The 20,007-nt window shown below is 39.1% G+C and carries 11 protein-coding genes; 6 read left to right on the top strand and 5 right to left on the bottom strand.

What is annotated here, in order from left to right; translation table 11 throughout:
* Positions 1-169 precede the first annotated feature (169 nt).
* Positions 170-739, bottom strand: a complete 570-nt coding sequence (locus DBR11_RS23965) for a Crp/Fnr family transcriptional regulator (RefSeq protein WP_108555116.1) — start codon at positions 737-739, stop codon at positions 170-172.
* A 98-nt stretch (positions 740-837) separates the two neighbouring features.
* On the opposite strand from DBR11_RS23965, the gene DBR11_RS23970 reads away from it, so the two are divergent.
* The 3 genes from DBR11_RS23970 (at position 838) to DBR11_RS23980 (ending at position 3,570) form a co-directional block, all read left to right on the top strand.
* Complete coding sequence (locus DBR11_RS23970) at positions 838-1,299, top strand: hypothetical protein (RefSeq protein ID WP_108555117.1); 462 nt, start codon at positions 838-840, stop codon at positions 1,297-1,299.
* A 49-nt stretch (positions 1,300-1,348) separates the two neighbouring features.
* The gene (locus DBR11_RS23975) at positions 1,349-2,620 is read left to right on the top strand and encodes a hypothetical protein (protein ID WP_108555118.1); all 1,272 of its coding nucleotides are present in this window, start codon (positions 1,349-1,351) and stop codon (positions 2,618-2,620) included.
* Positions 2,621-2,880: 260 nt separating this feature from the next.
* The gene (locus DBR11_RS23980) at positions 2,881-3,570 is read left to right on the top strand and encodes a DUF1345 domain-containing protein (RefSeq protein WP_108555119.1); all 690 of its coding nucleotides are present in this window, start codon (positions 2,881-2,883) and stop codon (positions 3,568-3,570) included.
* An 83-nt stretch (positions 3,571-3,653) separates the two neighbouring features.
* Here the strand turns inward: DBR11_RS23980 and DBR11_RS23985 are convergent, their stop codons facing one another.
* Positions 3,654-5,147 (bottom strand): phage tail sheath C-terminal domain-containing protein, encoded by a 1,494-nt coding sequence (locus tag DBR11_RS23985; protein WP_108555120.1) that lies wholly within the window; start codon positions 5,145-5,147, stop codon positions 3,654-3,656.
* Between the two features lie 385 nt (positions 5,148-5,532).
* Between DBR11_RS23985 and DBR11_RS23990 the strand changes: the two genes are divergently transcribed.
* From DBR11_RS23990 to dnaE, 3 genes are all read left to right on the top strand, one after another.
* Positions 5,533-6,417 carry a hypothetical protein gene (locus tag DBR11_RS23990; protein ID WP_108555121.1) on the top strand — a complete coding sequence of 295 codons (885 nt, stop codon included), beginning with the start codon at positions 5,533-5,535 and terminating at the stop codon, positions 6,415-6,417.
* Between the two features lie 199 nt (positions 6,418-6,616).
* Positions 6,617-7,774 (top strand): DNA polymerase IV, encoded by a 1,158-nt coding sequence (dinB, locus tag DBR11_RS23995; protein WP_108555122.1) that lies wholly within the window; start codon positions 6,617-6,619, stop codon positions 7,772-7,774.
* Between the two features lies 1 nt (position 7,775).
* Positions 7,776-10,718, top strand: coding sequence for a DNA polymerase III subunit alpha (dnaE, locus tag DBR11_RS24000; RefSeq protein ID WP_108555123.1), 2,943 nt, complete (start codon positions 7,776-7,778; stop codon positions 10,716-10,718).
* Between the two features lie 236 nt (positions 10,719-10,954).
* Here the strand turns inward: dnaE and DBR11_RS24005 are convergent, their stop codons facing one another.
* The 3 genes from DBR11_RS24005 to DBR11_RS24015 are packed head-to-tail and all read right to left on the bottom strand — an operon-like array spanning position 10,955 to position 19,905.
* On the bottom strand, positions 10,955-14,233 hold the full coding sequence (locus DBR11_RS24005; RefSeq protein WP_108555124.1) for a TonB-dependent receptor: 3,279 nt from the start codon (positions 14,231-14,233) through the stop codon (positions 10,955-10,957).
* A 2-nt stretch (positions 14,234-14,235) separates the two neighbouring features.
* Positions 14,236-16,746 (bottom strand): phosphocholine-specific phospholipase C, encoded by a 2,511-nt coding sequence (locus DBR11_RS24010; RefSeq protein ID WP_108555125.1) that lies wholly within the window; start codon positions 16,744-16,746, stop codon positions 14,236-14,238.
* Positions 16,747-16,755: 9 nt separating this feature from the next.
* Positions 16,756-19,905, bottom strand: coding sequence for a TonB-dependent receptor (locus DBR11_RS24015; RefSeq protein ID WP_108555126.1), 3,150 nt, complete (start codon positions 19,903-19,905; stop codon positions 16,756-16,758).
* Positions 19,906-20,007 lie beyond the last annotated feature (102 nt).

Consider the following 20,007-nt stretch of genomic DNA (forward strand, 5'->3'; position numbering starts at 1 on the left):
AGAATACATTACTAGCCAGAGAACTAAAAGCGATACACAACTGTAACCATCTGAATCATGACCAAATTAAAGACTCAAACGCTACTTGACAACACAATGAAGTAATTCGACTTCAAAGAACAGCCATTTCATCATTAAAACACCAACCTTCGTCTACTGAATACATAACTTAATACCGCTTACGTATGCGGCTAAGTGTCTCTGGTACCAAGCCAAGATAGGACGCCAAATATTTCAATGGGATACGATTAATCCAACCCGGATGCTCCTGCATCAGGTTAAGGTAGCGTTCTTCTGGTGTAGATAACAGAAACATAGCTTCCCTATTTTCCTTTCTGATAAACATCTGTTCCATCGCGATACGCAAAAACTTTTGCCAGGCGCTATACTTTTCAACCAAATACATCAGGTCATGATGGGATATCACTTGTACAGTCAAAGGCTCCATTGCCAACACATTAAAATTAGCAGGCTTTCCGGTACTATAACTCGCATAAGAGCCACAGAAATATCCCTCCGTGTTGAAATCTTTAGTCACCTCGATACCGTCAACATTATAAAACAATCGGGTATAACCTTCATGTATGAAGCCAAGATATTTGCATACCTCACCCTGCCGCAGAAACAGTTCCTTCTTTCTAAACCGTTTAAATCGAAAAAATTCGATAGAAGCCTCCCATTCTTCATCGCTCAGCATCACCTGAGTGCTGATTACTTTTCTTAATAGTGTTTCGTCCATAGCTCAAAGATTAAAATTAATGAATTTTAAAATCTTGACTACAATCAAGAAAAGTTGTTACGCCACCAGGCAATTTTGCATTAAACAAAAAATATAAAATGATGGCAAACAAACTAATCACCGTCCAGCTCGTGCTGACTATAATTCTGGCCTCCCAAGGTATATTCTATCTTATGGGCGCCGCACAAGCCTATCAAAAACTTTCCCTACACGCATTCTCTGAACAGCGATTGGTTTTAGACAACGTAATCGCGATCAGACTTAAACTACTTTACGGAATAGCACTTCTCCTGGGACTTGCGGTGTTAATTGGCCTTCGAAAAACACCATTATCAAGCATGTTTATTGGTGTTTCAGCAGCTACTTTATTCCTCTTGGCAGACGTAATTATCGCATTAGTCATCAACATCCCAATCAACAAAGCATTCGCAAATTTGGCGATCTCAGATATTGGGCGAGGAGCCAGGCTGCAAGCATCCTGGTTGCAAGCCGTATTGTTCAGGGGCATATTATCAACCCTGGCCTTAATCACCCTTTTAATCAGCTGGGCAAACCGTTAACCAAAGTTTAGTTCGCGCTTAAGAAGCGAAAAAAAATAAATGTATTCTTATGAAAACCAACTTAAAATTACTGGTATGGGCATTAGGTGTCATGCTTAGTTTATCCTGCAAGAAAGATAAAAACGCCACCAAAGAACCAGCATCATCTAAAGCTGTTCCAGTTGCCCTGGGCACGCCCAACGGAGCTGCAGTTCAGAAAACTATAGGTCCGGCAGGAGGCACTATTGAAATGCCTGGTTCGGCAATCGTACTCAATATTCCAGCAGGCGCAGTAGATGCCGCCACAATATTCAGCATACAACCCATAACCAATACGCTGGGCCAAATGGGCATCGGTAATTCCTACAGGCTCTTGCCAGAAAATGTATCCTTTAAAAAAGACATCGAAATCGTTTTTAACTATACCGAAGATCAACTCATCGGTACTTCAGGAGAGTTTATGTCTGCGGCTTATCAAGATGCGAAAGGCTATTGGCACGCGCCATCAAAAGCAACCACCGAACAATACAATTTTACTGTTAAAGTAAAAACCAAACATTTTAGCGATTGGATCCTGACGCATAAAGTCGTAATGATCAATAAAGGCAAAGGTACGTTAGAAAAAAATGAAACCGCCGATTTCCAGGTATTGATGCAATCCTTTGAAGAAACTATTGATGATGATGACTTATTAGGTCCTGTCATACAAGTTACCGAGGCAAACGTCGTTTCCTGGGAGCTAACTGGAGATGGATCAATTGGAAATGGAAAAAGCGTCAGTCAGAAATACACTGCCCCTTCAACCATCAAACAACGGGGAATAGCAACCATCAGCGTTACCTTAAAAGATGTATGGAAAAAAATACTCGATCCCTTACCAGGTCAACCAACAGAAAGCTGGGTATTCTATGAAATCAAGCTCATGCCAGATGAATACTTCATTTGGAAACAAAACGGAGAAGAATTCGAGGGTTCACAACGCCTTCAGGCAACTTCCCTCGGTAACGGTCAGATCGTCATCAATACAGAAGCACCACATAAGGAAACCTCTGTATTTTTAAGCATTAGCGGTAACTATCCAGGAAAACATCTCTTTACTGCAGAACCAAAAGACGGAAGCTCATTAGGCGTTGTCGGCTATCTAAATTTCCTATTTACCAGCCGTTACACCTGCGAGAACAAGAACAAAAGCACCGACGGATACGTAACCATCACCTCTACAGGTGAAAAACCCGGCGACTATGTCATTGGTGAACTAGCAGGCAACTTTGCAAACGGAAACGGTTGCAGCCCCGAGGTATCCTTCGTGACCGGAAAGTTTAAAATCATGTTACAAAAGTAATCAGCAACAAATATCCCGGCAGCGGTAAAAATCTACCGCTGCTTCTATTGGTATAACTAAGACGTCGAAAGAGTTATTGGGATAAAAACCTGTGCTACATTGGCTTTTTCATTTTAATTCCCTCGCTATCGCTGCAATTTATTATTCATAGTTACGCCGCAGGTAAGTACTGTTTGATTTTTTGTATTAAAATGTTTAACAATATGGCATAATGGTTGAAGTGAAAAGATAGGTAGAACGGTAAATCAAATAGTTAAATTATGGCAAACTTTATCATCTTTCAATGGATTAATAGAATGGATAGTCATTATAGGTTATACTTATCTCTAGCCTTAGCTCTGGTAACGTTCTTTTTAACTTCTGAAGGATTTGCGTTTCCAATACACTGGATGGCAACTTGGCTGGCTTTTACACTTTCTAACTTGTTATTGGGTTGGATAACCATACTCTCTTCTCATCCTATTGAAGTCAGGAAAATTGCTAAAATACAGGATTCAAGTAGATTGCTGATTTTTATTTTCGTTATTCTTTCTTCTATCGTCAGTTTATGTGTTGTTGTTTTATTATTGCATTCTTCTAAAGGACTTTCAGGAAAAGATCTGGTTGAACATACTATTCTGTCGATCGCCTCAGTAGTTTGTGCATGGTGGTTAGTTCACACCATTTTTACATTCAGGTATGCTCACCTTTATTATGGAGCACCCACTAAGTCCAGTTCGAAAGCGAAGTATATAGAAGGCTTGGAATTTCCAAATGAAAAAGAGCCCGATTATTTGGACTTCATCTATTTTTCCTTTGTAATCGGCATGACTTTTCAGGTTTCTGACGTACAAATTACCTCAAAACGTATAAGACGATTGGCATGGATGCACGGGATACTCTCTTTTGCCTTTAATACAGTTATCGTTGCGTTGAGTATAAATGTTATTTCAGGTCTTATACAACAGTAAATATCTGTATAAAAAACTGGTTTCTTGTAAAAGGAGTTAATTGTTAAGGATCAAAATCCCGCTTTAATATAGTATCTTGAAAATTAAGCTTGTTGTTGTTGCTGGAATGTTAACAGAATAAATTCAGCAGGACGAGCAATAGCCAACATTACAGTAAAGCGCATAATTCCCCCTAATATATCATTAGGAGTCATGGTGCTCCCTAACCCAATCTGAAGTTTGTAAGCTTGTTCCGGAGATTCACCTGCCAGTGCCCCTTGTCTCCATAAGTTATAAAGGAAGTTGTTGATCATACTACTGATCGTTATCCATGTGTTTCCATCGTTGGCTTCAAAAACATATGATCTGGTCGCTAATTTTAAAGATTGTTCAATCATAATCAGGGTACGCCTTACATTGATGTATTTCCAATCCTGGCTGTTGCCGTCTAAAGTACGCGCACCCCATACCAATGTGCCCATCTCTGGGAAAGGGCGGATGACATTGATAGACTTACCAGCTATTACATCCACATTGAGCAATTGCTGTTCTTCACTGGAAACTGCAATTGCAGTTTCATTTACCATGCTTAAAGCCACATTGGCCGGGGATTTCCAAACACCTCTTGTGGTATCAACAAGTGTAAAGATACCAGCAATAGCAGCGCTTGGCGGAAGTAAATTTAGCTCTGATCTAATTTTATCAAGAATGATAGCATACGTTGGACTTGCAGCTATTAGAGACTTATGGTAGTTGATCTTTGCGGCAGGTGTTAACTCTTCTGGCTTCAATGCTTCAAACCTTTCCACAATTTCTTTTACATTTTTCTCTGGCAATAAGGAGTCCAACTTTATTGTTGGGGCAAGATTCCGATAGTCAACTTCGCCGCTCTGTATTACAGAGGTCTTAAGATAGGGGTAGTAGGCGGCGCCACAGTTTAAATTCTCCGTACCTATGCAGTCGCGAAATTCCTTGCTGTCTTCTTCAATTAAATTCCCTGTCTTATTGTAAACATCAAATATTCCAAACCGGTTTTGCATTTTAAAACAATGTGACAAAACTAGTTTATATAGATCATATGCAGGTTTACCTAATGAAATTACATCCGGCAAGACTACAAGCGTCGGCTCCTCTTCCTTTTCCAGGACTGCGAAAACACTCTGGCCATCTTTATCTGTGAAATCATTGATTTTGATCTCAAAGCCATCCGGTTTATTACCATACGTGTCTACTGTAAGGATGTAACAGGTACTTCCACCATTATGGTAAAATAATCTGATGGCATTGTATAGTAAGGCTACATGTTTAGGGTTGATCTTTACAACTTGATCTTTATCAAAAATTTTGAAAGTTTCCTCTCCAGGCGTTGTCGAATTCTCAACTGTAAATTGAGCGTTGAAGCCTTTGCCAAAATATTCTTCAAATACAGCGAGAGAAGTGATACGCGTAGGTATATACACCAGTGATTTTCCTTTTCGCTCGGCTTTTTCGGTGTAGCCAATAAAAACAGGGATAGCTGTTTCTACAGCTATTACAGGGCCTGGAAAGGTATTTTTTTTCTCGATGTATACACCTGGTGTCTTGTCGTTCTTTGCCATAATTTTTTATTAATATAATACTTTTTTTGTTATCCTTGAACAAAGCACCGCCTCATTTAAGTACATAGAAATGGACTGGTTGGAGGGCTGCCAACTATAAGACGATAAACAGGGACGATCAGTTTTAAAACTGGAAAAAGGCGGCTCAATCTTCTCTGAAGGTTGGTCCTTTTCCTCCCTTAGCAGAATTATTATTCATTTAACATGAAAAAATATGAAAACAGTTTCAAAAAATATCAAACTAATCCGTCCAAAAAATGCGATGGAGGCAAGGAGAAGTAGCGAACTAACACCCGTCATCGGGAGTAGGAATGACGACACGATCTGACTACTTTTGGCTGGTGTGTACACTGGCCTACTACATCTACTTTATTGAAAAATACAAATGAAAAACATTATTGCTTTAATTGTTTTGGTGTTCATGTTTGGACTGGTGAAGGCGCAATCTAACCGGGAGGATCTGGAAATCCGGTGGCCGAAGGCTGAGGGTTGGGAACTTGATGAAAAATTATCCGTCCAGAACGATTTTTCCCGTCGTCATTATAAATGGGATGTTAAAGACAATAAGCACCTGGGCTGGCAAAAAGTGGTGCTGATTTTAAATGATGACCTCACGGTAAGTACCAAACCTTTGGACAGTATTGATGTGTCCAATGATTTATTAAAGGACAAAGGCATTCGTTATCAATTGCTGGCAGAAAGTAAAAATAACCTTAATCCTTATAGATTGATCAGTCTGGAAAACCGGACGGTAAAATCTGAACAAACACCAGTTTCTACGCTTATTTACATTATTGATGGCAAGACATGCAGGCATATGGTGCTTGTGTCTGTGAAAACATCAAAGTTCTCAGCCGATTTTTTGAAACAATGGTCTGAGATTTTATTAAACAGCCGGATCATTCCATCAAAAGATGGAAATTTTGAACTTACAGATGATGCGTTTTTTGACATCAAAGAAAGGAATGGAGGCAGTGAATTTTATGTTACTGCCAGTTTTAAATCAAATCAGGTTGCACATTTGCTTAAGGGCCAGTCTGCTAAAGTTGTTGTGGATGATTTTCCTGAACTTAGTCTTTCAGGTAAAGTGATGGAGATTAGTAATGTAAAAAATGAATCTCCTTTAAGCGCTCCGAATAACCAAAGCGGAAATTATGTGAAAATAGTTGAAAGATTTCTGGTGAACATTAAAGTTGAAATAGGGGCTGGGGATAAGGAGAAGTTTAAAAATCACATGAGTTGTACAGTTAGGGTGGCCACAGCTCCCTAAAGATACACTATGTATTTTAACGGATAAATTGACCCCCCAAGCCGTACAACGTTACAAACCACCCAAAAAGAACATAATGGAACAAACAATCGACATTCAGAAATAGAAACAGATGCCAATATGAAAAGCTAATAATTTTAGTATTATTTGTTTTAGCTAAATAATTTAGCATAACTTTGTGTGACCTAAGTTTTATGTCATGCAAAGCGATAAGCACATCATCCACATGGATCAGGATGCGTTCTTCGTATCTGTGGAGGTCCGTAAAGATCCTACTTTAAAAGGAAAGCCAGTGATCATCGGAGGAACTTCCGATAGAGGGGTCGTGGCCTCCTGCAGTTATGAGGCCAGAAAATACGGTGTGCATTCGGCCATGCCTTCTAAATTGGCCAAACAGCTTTGTCCGCATGCCGTCTTTGTTAAAGGCAATATGGATGCCTATACCAAGGCTTCCCTTGAAATTACAGAGATTATACGGGAAAAAGTTCCACTATTTGAAAAGGCCAGTATCGATGAACATTATATAGATATGACCGGTATGGATCGTTTTTATGGTTGTATGCAATACGCTCATGAATTGCGTCAAAAGATCATGAAAGAGCTTTACTTACCAATCTCTTTTGGCCTGTCTGTAAACAAAACCGTTGCGAAAATGGCCACCAACGAATGTAAACCAGGTGGAGAAAAAAACGTAGAGTTGCCGGAAGTGCAACCCTTTCTTAATCCACTTTCTATCCGAAAAATTCCAGGATTGGGTGAGAAAACGTTTATTAAATTAAGCGATATGGGCATCAAACGTATTTTTACGCTTTCTCAGATTCACCCTGAGCAAATGCAAAAATTGCTTGGTAGAAACGGTTTATCTCTGCTTGAAAAATCAAAGGGTATTGATTATTCACCTGTTGTCCCTTATGTAGAACAGAAATCCATAAGCACCCAATGTACTTTTAAAGCAGATACCATTGATGTGAACTTGTTAAATAACCTGCTTACATCTATGGTCATAGACATTGCCTATCAACTACGGGAGAAAAAGAAATTAACTGCTTGTATAACCGTGACCATTCGATATTCGAATTTTGAGGATGTGACAAAACAGGCCACCATTCCATATACATCGCTGGATAATGTTTTAATTGAAAAGGCAAAAGACCTTTTTAAACAAGTTTACCAAAAAAGAATGCTATTGCGCTTAATTGGTGTCCGGTTTTCTAACCTGGTATCTGGTTTTGAGCAAATTGATCTGTACAGCGAATCGAACGAGCAATATGATCTGGTACAGGCCTTAGACAAAATTCGCCGCAGGTTTGGTGAAAAAGCTGTAACAAGAGCTTCTATTATGGATTTAGATATTTAAAATGTACATCAACGTCCATTCTCAATATAGCCTTAGATACGGCACAATGTCGCTCGTAAAGTTGGTTGACGAGGCATTAGCCCGAGGTATCAATCAAATGGTGCTCACCGATATTAATAATTCAACGGGGATCATGGAGTTTATCCGTACCTGTCGTGAAAAAGGAGTTAAACCAATTGGAGGATTGGAATTTAGAAAGGAGAACAAGCTACTTTACATAGGGATTGCTAAAAGTAAAGAGGGGATGAGGCAATTGAATGAGTTTCTCTCAGATCATAATCTGGAGCAGAAAGCACTTCCTGATCAAGCACCTGATTTGTCTGAAGCTTATTTTGTATATCCGTTTGGATGTAAACTGGAACTAAAGGAAAACCATTTTCTAGGCGTACGCTATGATCAATTGCATACGCTCCACGGCGTTGATTTAAAAGAACTTAAACCAAAATTGCTTGCTTTACAACCTGTTGTTTTTGCTGATCGTCTGGAATACAGGCTTCATGAATACTTGAGGGGAATTGACCTGAACGCCCTGTTGACAAAGGTTGGACCGGAAGATAAATGCGGGGATACAGATTGCTTTTTAAAGCCTGGCGAACTGGAAGCCAAATTTGCTAAGTACAGTTTTATACTGGATAATACGCGCAACCTGATGAACAGTTGTGAAATGGATTACCCCGAAGGTAAAATAAAATTGAACCGTAAAACTTTTACGGGAAATAAAAAGCATGACCAGGAATTGCTTGGCAAATTGACCATGGAAGGAATGGTTTACCGCTATGGAAAGAACAATAAGAAAGCACTGAAGAAGGTTAAGGACGAATTAAAGGTCATCTTTGACCTGAATTTTTGCGCTTATTTTCTCATCACCTGGGATATTATACGTTATTCGATGGCTCAGGGATACTATCATGTAGGGCGTGGCTCTGGTGCAAATAGTACTGTAGCTTACTGTTTAAGAATAACCGATGTAGATCCGATTGAACTGGATTTGTATTTTGAACGGTTTTTGAACGCTCAACGATCAAGTCCGCCCGATTTTGATATTGATTATTCCTGGGACCAAAGAGAAGATGTTCAGGACTATATCTTTAAACGTTATGGCAGAAAGCATACGGCGCTATTGGGTACGATGTCAACTTTTAAGGATCGTTCTATCATTAGGGAAATCGGAAAAGTAATGGGTTTGCCCAAAGCAGAAATTGACGGATTTACCGATCCTACAAAGGCTACACTAAATCAGGATAACGCCACATTTAGGAGGATCATGGCTATTTATGCTATAATGGCCAATATGCCCAATCAAAGAAGCATACATGCCGGTGGCGTTTTGGTGTCCGAAGAACCGATTACCTATTATACTGCATTGGATTTACCGCCTAAAGGGATGCCAACTGTGCAATGGGATATGTATGAAGCGGAAGAGATTGGTTATGATAAGTATGATATTCTTTCTCAAAGGGGAATTGGTCATATTAAAGAGGCTGTAAAACTCGTGGAAGAAAATCAAAAGCAATGCTTGGACATCCACCAGGTAAAAGACTTCATGAAGGACCAAAAGCTAAATGATCGGTTGAAGTCAGGCGATACTATTGGATGTTTTTATATTGAATCTCCTGCAATGCGCCAACTGCTCACTAAACTGGGGTGTGATAATTACCTTACTCTGGTTGCCGCGAGTTCTATCATTAGGCCAGGGGTTGCACAATCCGGAATGATGAAAACTTATATACAGAACTATCACCAACCTAACCACGTGAATTATTTGCATCCGGTAATGGAAGAGCAATTAAAAGAGACCTATGGGGTAATGGTGTATCAGGAAGATGTTATCAAGATTTGTATTCATTATGGGGGTATGGATGGAACGGATGCTGATATTCTACGTCGTGGTATGAGTGGTAAATACCGCTCAAGAGTGGAATTTGACAAATTGGTGCAGAAATTTCATGAAGGTGCTGCGGTGTTGGGCAGACCGGAGGCGATTACTAACGAGGTTTGGAGGCAGGTTTCTAGTTTTGCAGGCTATAGTTTTTCTAAAGCGCATTCAGCTAGTTTTGCTGTAGAAAGTTATCAAAGCTTGTTTCTAAAGACCTATTACCCCATTGAATTCATGGTTGGCGTGCTGAATAATTATGGTGGTTTCTATACCCGTTGGTTGTATGTGCACGAACTCCGCAAAGCTGGTGCTAACGTAAATTTGCCCTGCGTAAACAACAGTACTTCGGTGGTATCCATTTCTGGAATTGAGGCTTATCTGGGATTTATTGGTGTTCAGGGACTCGAAACTAAATGGATTGAGCTGATCCCATTGGAACGGAAAATGAACGGTGCATATGCAGACCTGGAAGATTTTTTGAAACGAACAGGCATTGGAATTGAACAGGCTATTCTATTGATACGGGTTGGTGCATTGCGTTTTACAGGAAAAAGTAAAAAGACGCTGTTATGGGATGTCCATATGTTATTGGGAGGCAAGACTAAACCAAGAAACGACGCAGAACTGTTTAACATTGAACAAAAAAAGTATGTAATGCCAGAGCTGATCAATACAAAACTGGAAGATGCTTACCATGAACTTGAACTCTTAGGATTTCCATTAACCTTGTCTATGTTTGATCTGCTAAAAACTAAATACCGGGGGGATTTGCGTACAAAAGAGTTAACCCGGTACGTTGGAAAAACCGTAAGAATGGTTGGGATGTATGTGTGTGAGAAAACTGTCCGTACTAAGAACAATAAAAAAATGTGGTTTGGGACATTCTTAGATGCAGATGGTGACTTTTTTGATACGACGCATTTTTCAACTCATACGCCAATTTATCCTTTTAGGGGTGCAGGATGTTACTTGATTTTGGGGAAGGTTATGGTGGATTTTGGGTTTCCGAGTATCGAAGTAGTCAAATTTGCGAAATTGGAGATATTGGGTAATCCTGTAATGGATTAAGGAAAAAAAACTTACACTTCTTTTCTCACTGGACCTTACAGGCACTGAGGTGCGAAAGGGGTGTAAGTTTTTTTTTGGGGTGTGTGTCCCGGGAGGAGGTCTGCACTCCTTTTCTCAAGGACTTTATAGGGCTCCATAAAGTACACCATATTTAACCTTAGTAGAAAAAAGTAGTGGAGTTGATACCTTTGAGTAGACATGAAGTTAAGTTATCAAATTCACTTAACATTATGGCGTCAATTAAAAGAATAACGCATACCGAATTGTAATTGGTAGGTTGAATTTATACTGTAATCATTTCTAAAAGTATCTGTAACCAATTTTCCTCCAATGTTAGCCATTTGAAATTCAGGCAAAGTTGTTCCTCCTGGTCTAATCATGTCGAGATTTGCTGGAGTTAATATTGACATGGTATTTACTATCTTTTTTAATCCTATACCTGGATTTATGAGGTTGCCGACATTGAGGACATCTAAGCTAAATTGTAAAGTGTTTTGTTTCTGCTTTTTACCAATAAGGATTTCGTGACTCAACTTTAGATCGAACTGATGTCTCCATGGAAATAAAACTCCATTTCGTTCGGCATATTTCCCTTTCCTTTTTTTGAGGTAATTGTCCTGATCGATATAGGAGAAAAAAGCTGAACTTTGTTCAGCAGGACTATACGTTTTCACGCTATTATCTACCAATACTGTTAACGGCGCAAATCGTATCTCTGAAGGGTTGGCTGGGACATAAATCAGTGATTTGTTTGTTCCGTCTCTGTTAAAATCTTTAGTATAAGTATAAGAAAAACGTCCCTCGCTAGAACCCTGATAAACTACTCCAATGCTGAATTTCTGATTTTTAGTATACTGTTTAGTATAAGTAAAAGTTGAAATAACCTTATCAGGAACCACATAAGCAGCATTACTTAAATTTGGCTGATTGACCCCATTTACTGTTGCTGTCGAATTCAGTGCAGACAGTGTCTGGTCGCCATCCCCATCATTGTAATTTTTAGCGGTACTTTTACTGTAAGCTAAAGAGAAATTCAATGTCGAACCGATTTTTTTTTGTATTTGGGCAAGAGTAGAAAAATAGTATCCTTTTGAAGAATTATATACATAAACAGCATTCAAAGGAAAATTTCCAGTTGCATCAGCTTCTCCTTTGTTGTTTAATGGATTGATAAATTTAGTAGAATTATTAGCGGGGTATACCAATCGGTTATCGGGATAACCTGCAATATTTAAAGGTACCGGATCACTCATATTAATATCGCGGAATAAAATTCCCCTGATGTCCTTATTGAATAATGTTTCTAATGTTCCGGTAAAACCTCCCGGTAGCTTGAGATCTAAAGCTAAACTTGATTTCCAGCTTTGTGGCATTTTAAAATTCCTGGATAATACACTTACAATGGAGGGAAGTGCACCCTGATTTGAAAAACTATGTTGCAGGTATGGATCAGGTTGAAAAGAAATCGGCGTATTTTGTGCACCCTGCCAGCTTTGAGTTAACTGATACACTCCAGAATACCTTGCCTGGCTAATGATCCATACAAACGGAATTCTACCTGTAAATACGCCACTTCCACCTCTGAGCCTCATAGACCCATCAGCAGTAAGGTGGTAAGAAAAGGATAGTCTGGGGGCAAAAAGCAGACTTGGTTTTGGTAGTACAGAGGTGTTTAGATGCAGATTATCGGTGAAAGTAAGTTTTGCAAGAGCCTTGTTTTCTGGTAAAAGTTGTGGGAAGAAGGGGAGGTCTGCCCGTAGTCCTAAGGTTATAAACAAGCGTTTAGTAACAAGTTTTGTTTGTTGGACAAATGCAGATGCATTTAAATAATTAAAACTATATTCAGGTGGCTGCTTACCAGTTAGCGCCGTAGTCACCGCGTAATCTATAGGTTTATTTCCTAAGGTAAAATCGTCCCATGACGCATACGTATAATAACCGGCACCAAATGGCATGTAACTATTTTTGGTACTGCTGTAATCAAGCTGTACACCTGTTGTCCACGTATCTTTACGTGTAGTATACCGAATATGATCGCTGAAAGAGAATACATGTACCTCTCTTTTATTACCATAAGTATAAGGTTCATAACCAAAAGAAGTAAATGGAATTCCATCTTTCAGAATATCAACGAAAGGAAAAAGCAGGCTATTGGATTTCCGGGGTTCGTATTGACGGGTATAAGAACCACGCATGGCATTTGTCACTTTTTTATTTAGCCGGCCGTTCCATTCAGCAGAAAGTGAATAAAAATCAGATTGAGTTGTAAAATTAGAGTTACTGAAATGGAGTCCATTACTATTCCTTCTGCCTAAAGATAAGGGAAAGGGGGTAAGTGGGCTTCTTGATCCGTTCATCAACTCAGGCTTGTTGCTGTTCAGTTGATTGTACCGGATACTAAATGTATGGTTTCTTGAAATGTTCCAATCCAGTTTAAGTAATAGTTTACTGCTTTTATTTTCAAAAGTATAATCCTGATAAGGACCTGTATCGTAATTATACTTTGATAAAAGATAATTTCTGATCTGATCAAGCTCAGATGCTGATGGACGGCTTATGTTTGGAGAACTTCCGTAGAGAAGATCTGACGTAGATGCCTGTAAGACCTGGGGCTGATATCTCTCCTGCTCTTTTTCAAAACTCACAAAGTAGAATAACTTGTCAATGATTAACGGCCCGCCAATTCTAAAACCTTCCAGATGATATTGAAGCGGCATCAGGTCTATTTTCATTTCTCCAACACGATGACCAGAGCTGTGCTGATTTCTGAAATAACTATAAATGGAACCCTCGGTATGATTACTTCCCGATCGGCTGATCATATTAACAGAACTACCAATAAAGCCAGATTCCCATAAAGAATTATAAGGGGCAATATTCACTGAGATCTCAGCGATAGCATCAAGCGCTACCGGCTGAGCCCCATTGCCCGGCAGATTGTCTCCTACACCAAAATTATTGTTGAATTCAGATCCGTCAATGGTAATGAAATTCTGTCTATAATTGCCACCCGCTATTGCATAACCAATGGTTAAAGGATTCAGCTTTATGAAATCGCTTACACTTCTTTTGATCGATGGCAATAAACTAAGCGCCTGCTGGCTTGTATGGTAAGCAGGACCACTCATTGCAATTTCTGCAGATAAATCTGATGTTGAAGAGGTGATGTTTACCTCTGCAAGTGAATTAATAAGGCTGTAAAGAATAATGTGATATACCTGAGGTTCATCAAGCCTAAAAAAAACACCAGTTTCCTGGTGCTTTTTATAGCCTAAACTACTTAATTCTATTTGATAAGGTCCTCCGGGTTTCAGATCCGGAATAAAATATATTCCAGCTTCGTTTGTAGGGCAACCATAAATTGTTCCTGTAGGTATATGTTTGATTAAAAGTGACGCTCCCACAACTGGTTGTCCGGTTTCGGTAACAACTTTTCCTGATAAACTGGTTTTAGTAGTTTGAGAAAGTGCCATTACCGGAAAAAAGAAAAAGAAGAAGAACAATTTTTTATTCATTTTTAAACAATTCTTCCCATTAAAGGATCTGTTTTGGTTATTGCGCCTGTCTCTACACGTCCGGCAAATCTTTCCATAAAATTAAGGCCACTTTGTTTTGCGCGGATACTGAAATCATACCAGTTATAATTTTTACTCAAATCAATAACAACACTCGCCTTACTGTTTGGGCCAACTTTCAACAGTCTGACTCCGGTTTTATAGCTTTCATCCTTAATTTCCATTTCCTGAACAATTTTGCCTAGGTTGGTAATGGTAACAATTATATTTCCACTTAAACGCAATGGATTCTTTTCATCCTGTTCATAGCGACACAGTATACTTACCTTCGGATTTTTCTGTTCGCCCTTAAACTCTCTGAAAAAGCCGTTTGGACCATATACCTTCAAATGATATTGCTCATCAGCGAAGTTTTTTAGTGGCCATTCGTCCTGCAAAGTATCGCCAGCGGAAACGGTATAATCCCATACTCTTAATACCTCTCCCTGATAAGGGTTCATGCTATATACGATAAAAGGAGATCCAGCTGCTTTTTTACCCATATATTTGTTTGCCGCCTGAAAGCTGATTGTGAATTTTTTATCGGTCAATGCTCCGTTGACGTATAATTCATAAGGCAACGCGCAGGCAGATCGGATACCTTTTTCCTGCTGCGGAAAATAAGGATAAGAAAAAGGATCAGTATTAATCTGTGCAATTTCTTCGGCAGTAAGATTTTTATAATTATCAGGGACTTCCTTGAATTTGCTGGAATAAATCTTTTTCATAAAAGGTGCCTTTTCCAAGAACTGTGGCTGTTCAATTTTCTCTCCGTTATAAGGTCTGAAAACCGAGGTGAGATCACCACATATTGCTCTTCTCCATGGAGTTATGTTTTCTTCAATAATTTTCTTGTTCAATTTCTTCTCGATAAAAGTCTCCAGAAACTGTAAAGAAGAAGTATGGTCAAATACCTCAGAACATACGTAACCGCCACGCGTCCATGGGGATGCAATAACCATAGGTACCCGGTACCCTAAGCCAATCTGACTTTCTCTGATATTGCTTTCCTTCATGGAAGGATTTGTTTGCTGGGATTTCTCTGCAAAGTCAAGTTTTGGGTCTAGCCCTTTAGAAACTTTTCCTGTATGTTCTTTGAATGGATGTGGGGGTACAAATGGAGGTATATGGTCAAAATAGCCATCGTTTTCATCATAAGTCAAAATGAAAATGGTTTTTTTCCAGACCTCAGGGTTTTTAGTCAAGATCTCCATAACCTCACTTACAAACCACGAACCGAACCAAGGCACACCAGGGTGATCTGAGAAATTAGCAGGAGTCATGAGCCATGATACCATCGGTAAGGTTTCGTTATTTACATCCTGTCTGAACTGATGGAGCACATCACCCTTAGGAATATTGAGTTCTCTTTTGGTGCCATTCTCCTGGTATGTTAACGGGCTAAGGTTATGAAAGTCAGGGTCATTGGAGTTAGTGGTAAAAGCCTTTGCATTCAGATTTTTTGATTTTTCGGATAATGAATTATAGGCTTCCATTGTATAATTCTTTTCTTCTTCCTCCGTTTTAAGTAATAATTTTTTGATTGCATCAATTTTTGTCTGTTGCTCTTTGGAAAGATTTTCATTGGGAGCATCTGCAATCTGTTTAAGGAGTGTTTTTTTCTTTTCCTTGAGATTAGCAATACCGCCTGGATTTAAGCGGACATTATATTGCTCAAAATATTCCATTACATTAGTTCCGAAATTACTTAACCAGGCACTTTCTTCTCCATTAAGGCCAAAACCTATGGTCAGTTCGTTCTGATAAATCTTCCAGGATACACCATTTTCTTCCAGGCGTTCCGGATATGTTTTCCAGTTCAGAGTGGGTTTATCATAATTGCTGATATTCCACAGGTGAGCCATTCCATTTGCATTGTTCTCTTCACGAACTGTACCAGTCATCCAGTAATAGCGGTTAGGATGTGTACCAGCAATTACGGAGCAGAAATTCTGATCACATACAGTAAAGGCATCAGCAAGTGAGTAATAAAAAGGAAAATCTTCTCTTTTGCAATAGCCCACCGTTAAAGGCATGTGGGCATAAGTCGGTTTATAAGCCTTTTTAACATCTAGCCACTTGTCATATTTCCCACCATTTCTTGCATCGGTTTGATCTGTCCAGTTATGAGGTATAGAACCCATCCATGCGATTTTTGTGTCTTTAGTATTCAAGTGAAAAGGCGCATAGGTTTCTCCCTCTTTATTGGATTGTAACCAGACTTTATTTTTATTGGGCAAGTCAATCGCTCTTGGGTCATTATAGCCCCTTACACCCTGTAACATACCGAATTCATGGTCAAAAGAACGGTTTTCCTGCATAAGGAAAACAACATGTTCGGCATCATAAAATGTACTACCTGGGGCGGGATCAATAGCCATAGCCTTCTGTATTACCGGAGGCAAAGTGTTGATGAAAGCAGCCCCACCTGAAAGGAGGGCCGCTTTTTTTATAAAATTTCTACGTGAGTTCATGTTTTTTATTTAAAAAGAATATCTAGCTCCCAATTGAATTTGGTAAGGTGTTCCATTTGCTTGTGTTACACCCACATTTTCATTTACCCGGTATTCATATTGTTGTTTAGCCTGATCAAACTTTGTAACATATAATAGACTCTGATCGCCAAGATTATGATTCACTCCCCATTTTTTGTTCAGCAGATTCGCGAAATTGAAAACGTCAAAGCTTAAGGTCAGTTTCTGTGTTTTATAAGTTTTGAATTCCTTTTGTACCCTGATGTCAAATGTGCCGGAGAAAGGATTGATACCTCCATTTCTATCCGCTATTTTACCCAGACTTTTCAGGATGTAATCCTTCGCCCTGTTATCAGGGTTGTTGAGGATTTTTTCCATCGAAGCCTTATTTGCAGCACTAATAGTTGGACTTTTTGGATCAAATACAAAAGCAAGATCGTTATCGTTACCCGGACCACCTACAAAGTCACCATTAATGTCTGCATCGACAGTCATAGAATACCTTGTTCCACCAATCCCCCTGAAAGTACCACTAAGAGAGAATCCTTTCCAGGAAGGCGTGGAGCCATAAATCACAAGTTTATTTCTATAATGATTATCAGAATAAACAATTTGTGAAAGATCGCGTGGATCTGATTTCACAGGTCTGAAGGTAGAAGTATTTGCTACGTTTCCATTGTACGATGAATTATCTTTAGCATCGTTAAGGGTATAACTTACATTTAAATATCCATCTTTCAGATAGCGGAAACTAGCATCAATGACCATTGCTTTCTGGGTCAATACTGCTCCATTGGTTAACATCAGTACCCTGCCAACTTCGTTGGTTTTTCTGGCAAGTACATTATTGGTGATTCCTGCTGCAGTAATAGAACTTGCTGGTACAAATACCGCTCTGTTTTCTTCATTTGCCAAACGGAAGTAAGGGTTATCCACCAGATTTCTATCCAGATAGATATAGTTGTTATTCGTATGTGAATACAAGAAATTAATACCTAATCTTAAACGATCACCAATTATCTTGTTGTAACTCAGGTTCATTTTAAAAATTGAAGGCATTTTTAAATTTGGATCATTCAAATTGATCGTAGAAACATAAGGTACGCCCGCAATAATTCCAGGCGCAGTTGAAGGATTGTCCCTATATGCAGGGAAGTTCGGAACCGGAACTAAACTTGGACCGCTGGCCGGACGTGATACATCAATAGACGCAACTTTAGTTCCACTGTTCTGAATGTTGTTAACCTGCGCATAATTTACGGGATAAGCAGAAAACAAGCCACCACCTAACCGGATAATGTTCTTTTTCTCTCCATGAATATCCCAGGTAAATTGTACCCGTGGCTGAATTTTCCCTGCATCTGTAATCTTACTATCTGTTCTTAAACCCAAGGTTCGCTCTACTACAGGATTGTAGTCTGCACCTGTTAAAAAGCTGGTAACATCATAACGAAGACCAAACATGGCACTCAGATTCTTAGTCAAATCATATTCTACCTGGCCAAATACCGAAGCATTTAAGATGTATTGTTGCACAGATGGTACGCCATTGATTGGAGCTTCTCTGGCATATCTTGAGGCATTTAGATTATCAAAATCATTTAAGCTGTTAAAGATAAAACGGCCATTCTGTTCACTCGAAATATAAGTATCCAGATAAGTTAATGTATTATCCGTACCAAAAGTAAATTTGTATTTACCCAAGTTATAATAAGAGGTATTCACTAACTGGAGCTGATTTTCCAGGTTGTTTTCTGGAAAGAAACGTTGTCCACCTAGCTGTACGGTCTTATTTCCAATGGTTCCATTAGGTAAAGTAGACTTTACAGTTACAATAGCTCTTGGAATATTTTCAGCGGGAAGTTCGCTATTGGGTACGTAGTTTCTCGTTGCAGTCTGGAACTGAACTTTTAGCTCATTTAAAAAGTTAGGCTTTAGCTGAGAACGCAAGGATAGGAGCGTACTGTTTTCTCGTGATTTAAAATCTCCCCAGACTTCAAATAGATTGATGTTCGAGTTATCATCGCTACTGTTTGGATTATTCCAGTCACTGTAGTTATTTCTTAAGGTCAAACGATGTTTATCATTGATCTGCCAGTCTAAACGTGCAAAGAATGTATTTGCAAGCGTTTGTCTTTTAAACTCACCAACCTGTTTCCCACTTCCTAAACCATATTTTGCCCTACCAATACTTAGAACGCTATCCAGCGCACCTTTGCTGATTCCAAGGTTAATTTGATCCTGATCACTACGGATATCAGCAATAAAAAAAGGCATACTTTCGTTCTGACGATCCAGTGCGGTAAAAAAATGAAGTTTATCCTTAATAATCGGTCCACCCAAACTAAAACCATACTGATTGGTTGTGAACTTCTGTGAGCGCTTGTTGCCTCGTATATCATAAGGACTTGCCAGAAAATCTGAACGATAGTAATCAAAGGCAGATCCAGTAAGTGTATTGGTTCCTGACTTAGTCACCGCACTAATCGTACCACCACCTTCACGACCTTTATAAACATCATAAACATTGGTTGCAACCTCAAATTCACGGATAGCTTCCAATGACAAGGAATAAGGGCCACTTCCTATTGCTCCGGAGGTCAGGTTATTTCTTGCGCTGGCACCATCGATTAAATAGTTGGTAGAAGAAGCACGTTGACCGCTGATATTTGTTCCATTGGTTGTTGGTGCTAAAGCAGAAAGATTATTGAAATTTCTGTTCTGTGTAGGCAATTGCTGGATGTTTTGAGAAGTAATTGCTGTACTGGAACCTAGGCGGTCAATCCTTTTAGTTAATGAATTGGTATTTATAACGACCTCATTTAACTGATTATTGGCCTCAGTAAGTTTGAAGTTCGCTACGATGTTATCACCTTGATTCAACGTAAAATCGGTTTTAATTTGTTTAGGATAACCAATGTAAGTTACTGTAACTGTGTAAGGCTTACCAAGCGGAAGCTGGATTAGTGAATAAAGACCATCTTTATTTGTCATGGTCACAGCACGGAAACCTGTTGATTCGTTGCGTAAAACTACCGACGCACCAGGAACAGGTATTCCTTTTTCATCTGTTACTTTTCCAGTAACAGAGGCATCGGTAGATTGTGCTTTGACCTGTGTTGTCGTTATTAAGAGCAACAGCAGAAAAGTCTGTTTCATCAGAAACGAAATATTTCTCACTGATTTTTTTAGATATTGGTAATAATGTTGCATATTTAATTGCTTTGATTAATTCTAAGAGTTAATTGAATAAGGCAGGGC

It is taken from the genome of Pedobacter sp. HMWF019, from assembly GCF_003061025.1.
Taxonomy (GTDB): domain Bacteria; phylum Bacteroidota; class Bacteroidia; order Sphingobacteriales; family Sphingobacteriaceae; genus Pedobacter.

Bases quoted from the DNA above. Each gene is read 5' to 3' on its own strand.
- DBR11_RS23965 (WP_108555116.1), bottom strand. From the start codon at position 739: ATGGACGAAACACTATTAAGAAAAGTAATCAGCACTCAGGTGATGCTG.
- DBR11_RS23970 (WP_108555117.1), top strand. From the start codon at position 838: ATGATGGCAAACAAACTAATCACCGTCCAGCTCGTGCTGACTATAATT.
- DBR11_RS23975 (WP_108555118.1), top strand. From the start codon at position 1,349: ATGAAAACCAACTTAAAATTACTGGTATGGGCATTAGGTGTCATGCTT.
- DBR11_RS23980 (WP_108555119.1), top strand. From the start codon at position 2,881: ATGGCAAACTTTATCATCTTTCAATGGATTAATAGAATGGATAGTCAT.
- DBR11_RS23985 (WP_108555120.1), bottom strand. From the start codon at position 5,147: ATGGCAAAGAACGACAAGACACCAGGTGTATACATCGAGAAAAAAAAT.
- DBR11_RS23990 (WP_108555121.1), top strand. From the start codon at position 5,533: ATGAAAAACATTATTGCTTTAATTGTTTTGGTGTTCATGTTTGGACTG.
- dinB (WP_108555122.1), top strand. From the start codon at position 6,617: ATGCAAAGCGATAAGCACATCATCCACATGGATCAGGATGCGTTCTTC.
- dnaE (WP_108555123.1), top strand. From the start codon at position 7,776: ATGTACATCAACGTCCATTCTCAATATAGCCTTAGATACGGCACAATG.
- DBR11_RS24005 (WP_108555124.1), bottom strand. From the start codon at position 14,233: ATGAATAAAAAATTGTTCTTCTTCTTTTTCTTTTTTCCGGTAATGGCA.
- DBR11_RS24010 (WP_108555125.1), bottom strand. From the start codon at position 16,746: ATGAACTCACGTAGAAATTTTATAAAAAAAGCGGCCCTCCTTTCAGGT.
- DBR11_RS24015 (WP_108555126.1), bottom strand. From the start codon at position 19,905: ATGAAACAGACTTTTCTGCTGTTGCTCTTAATAACGACAACACAGGTC.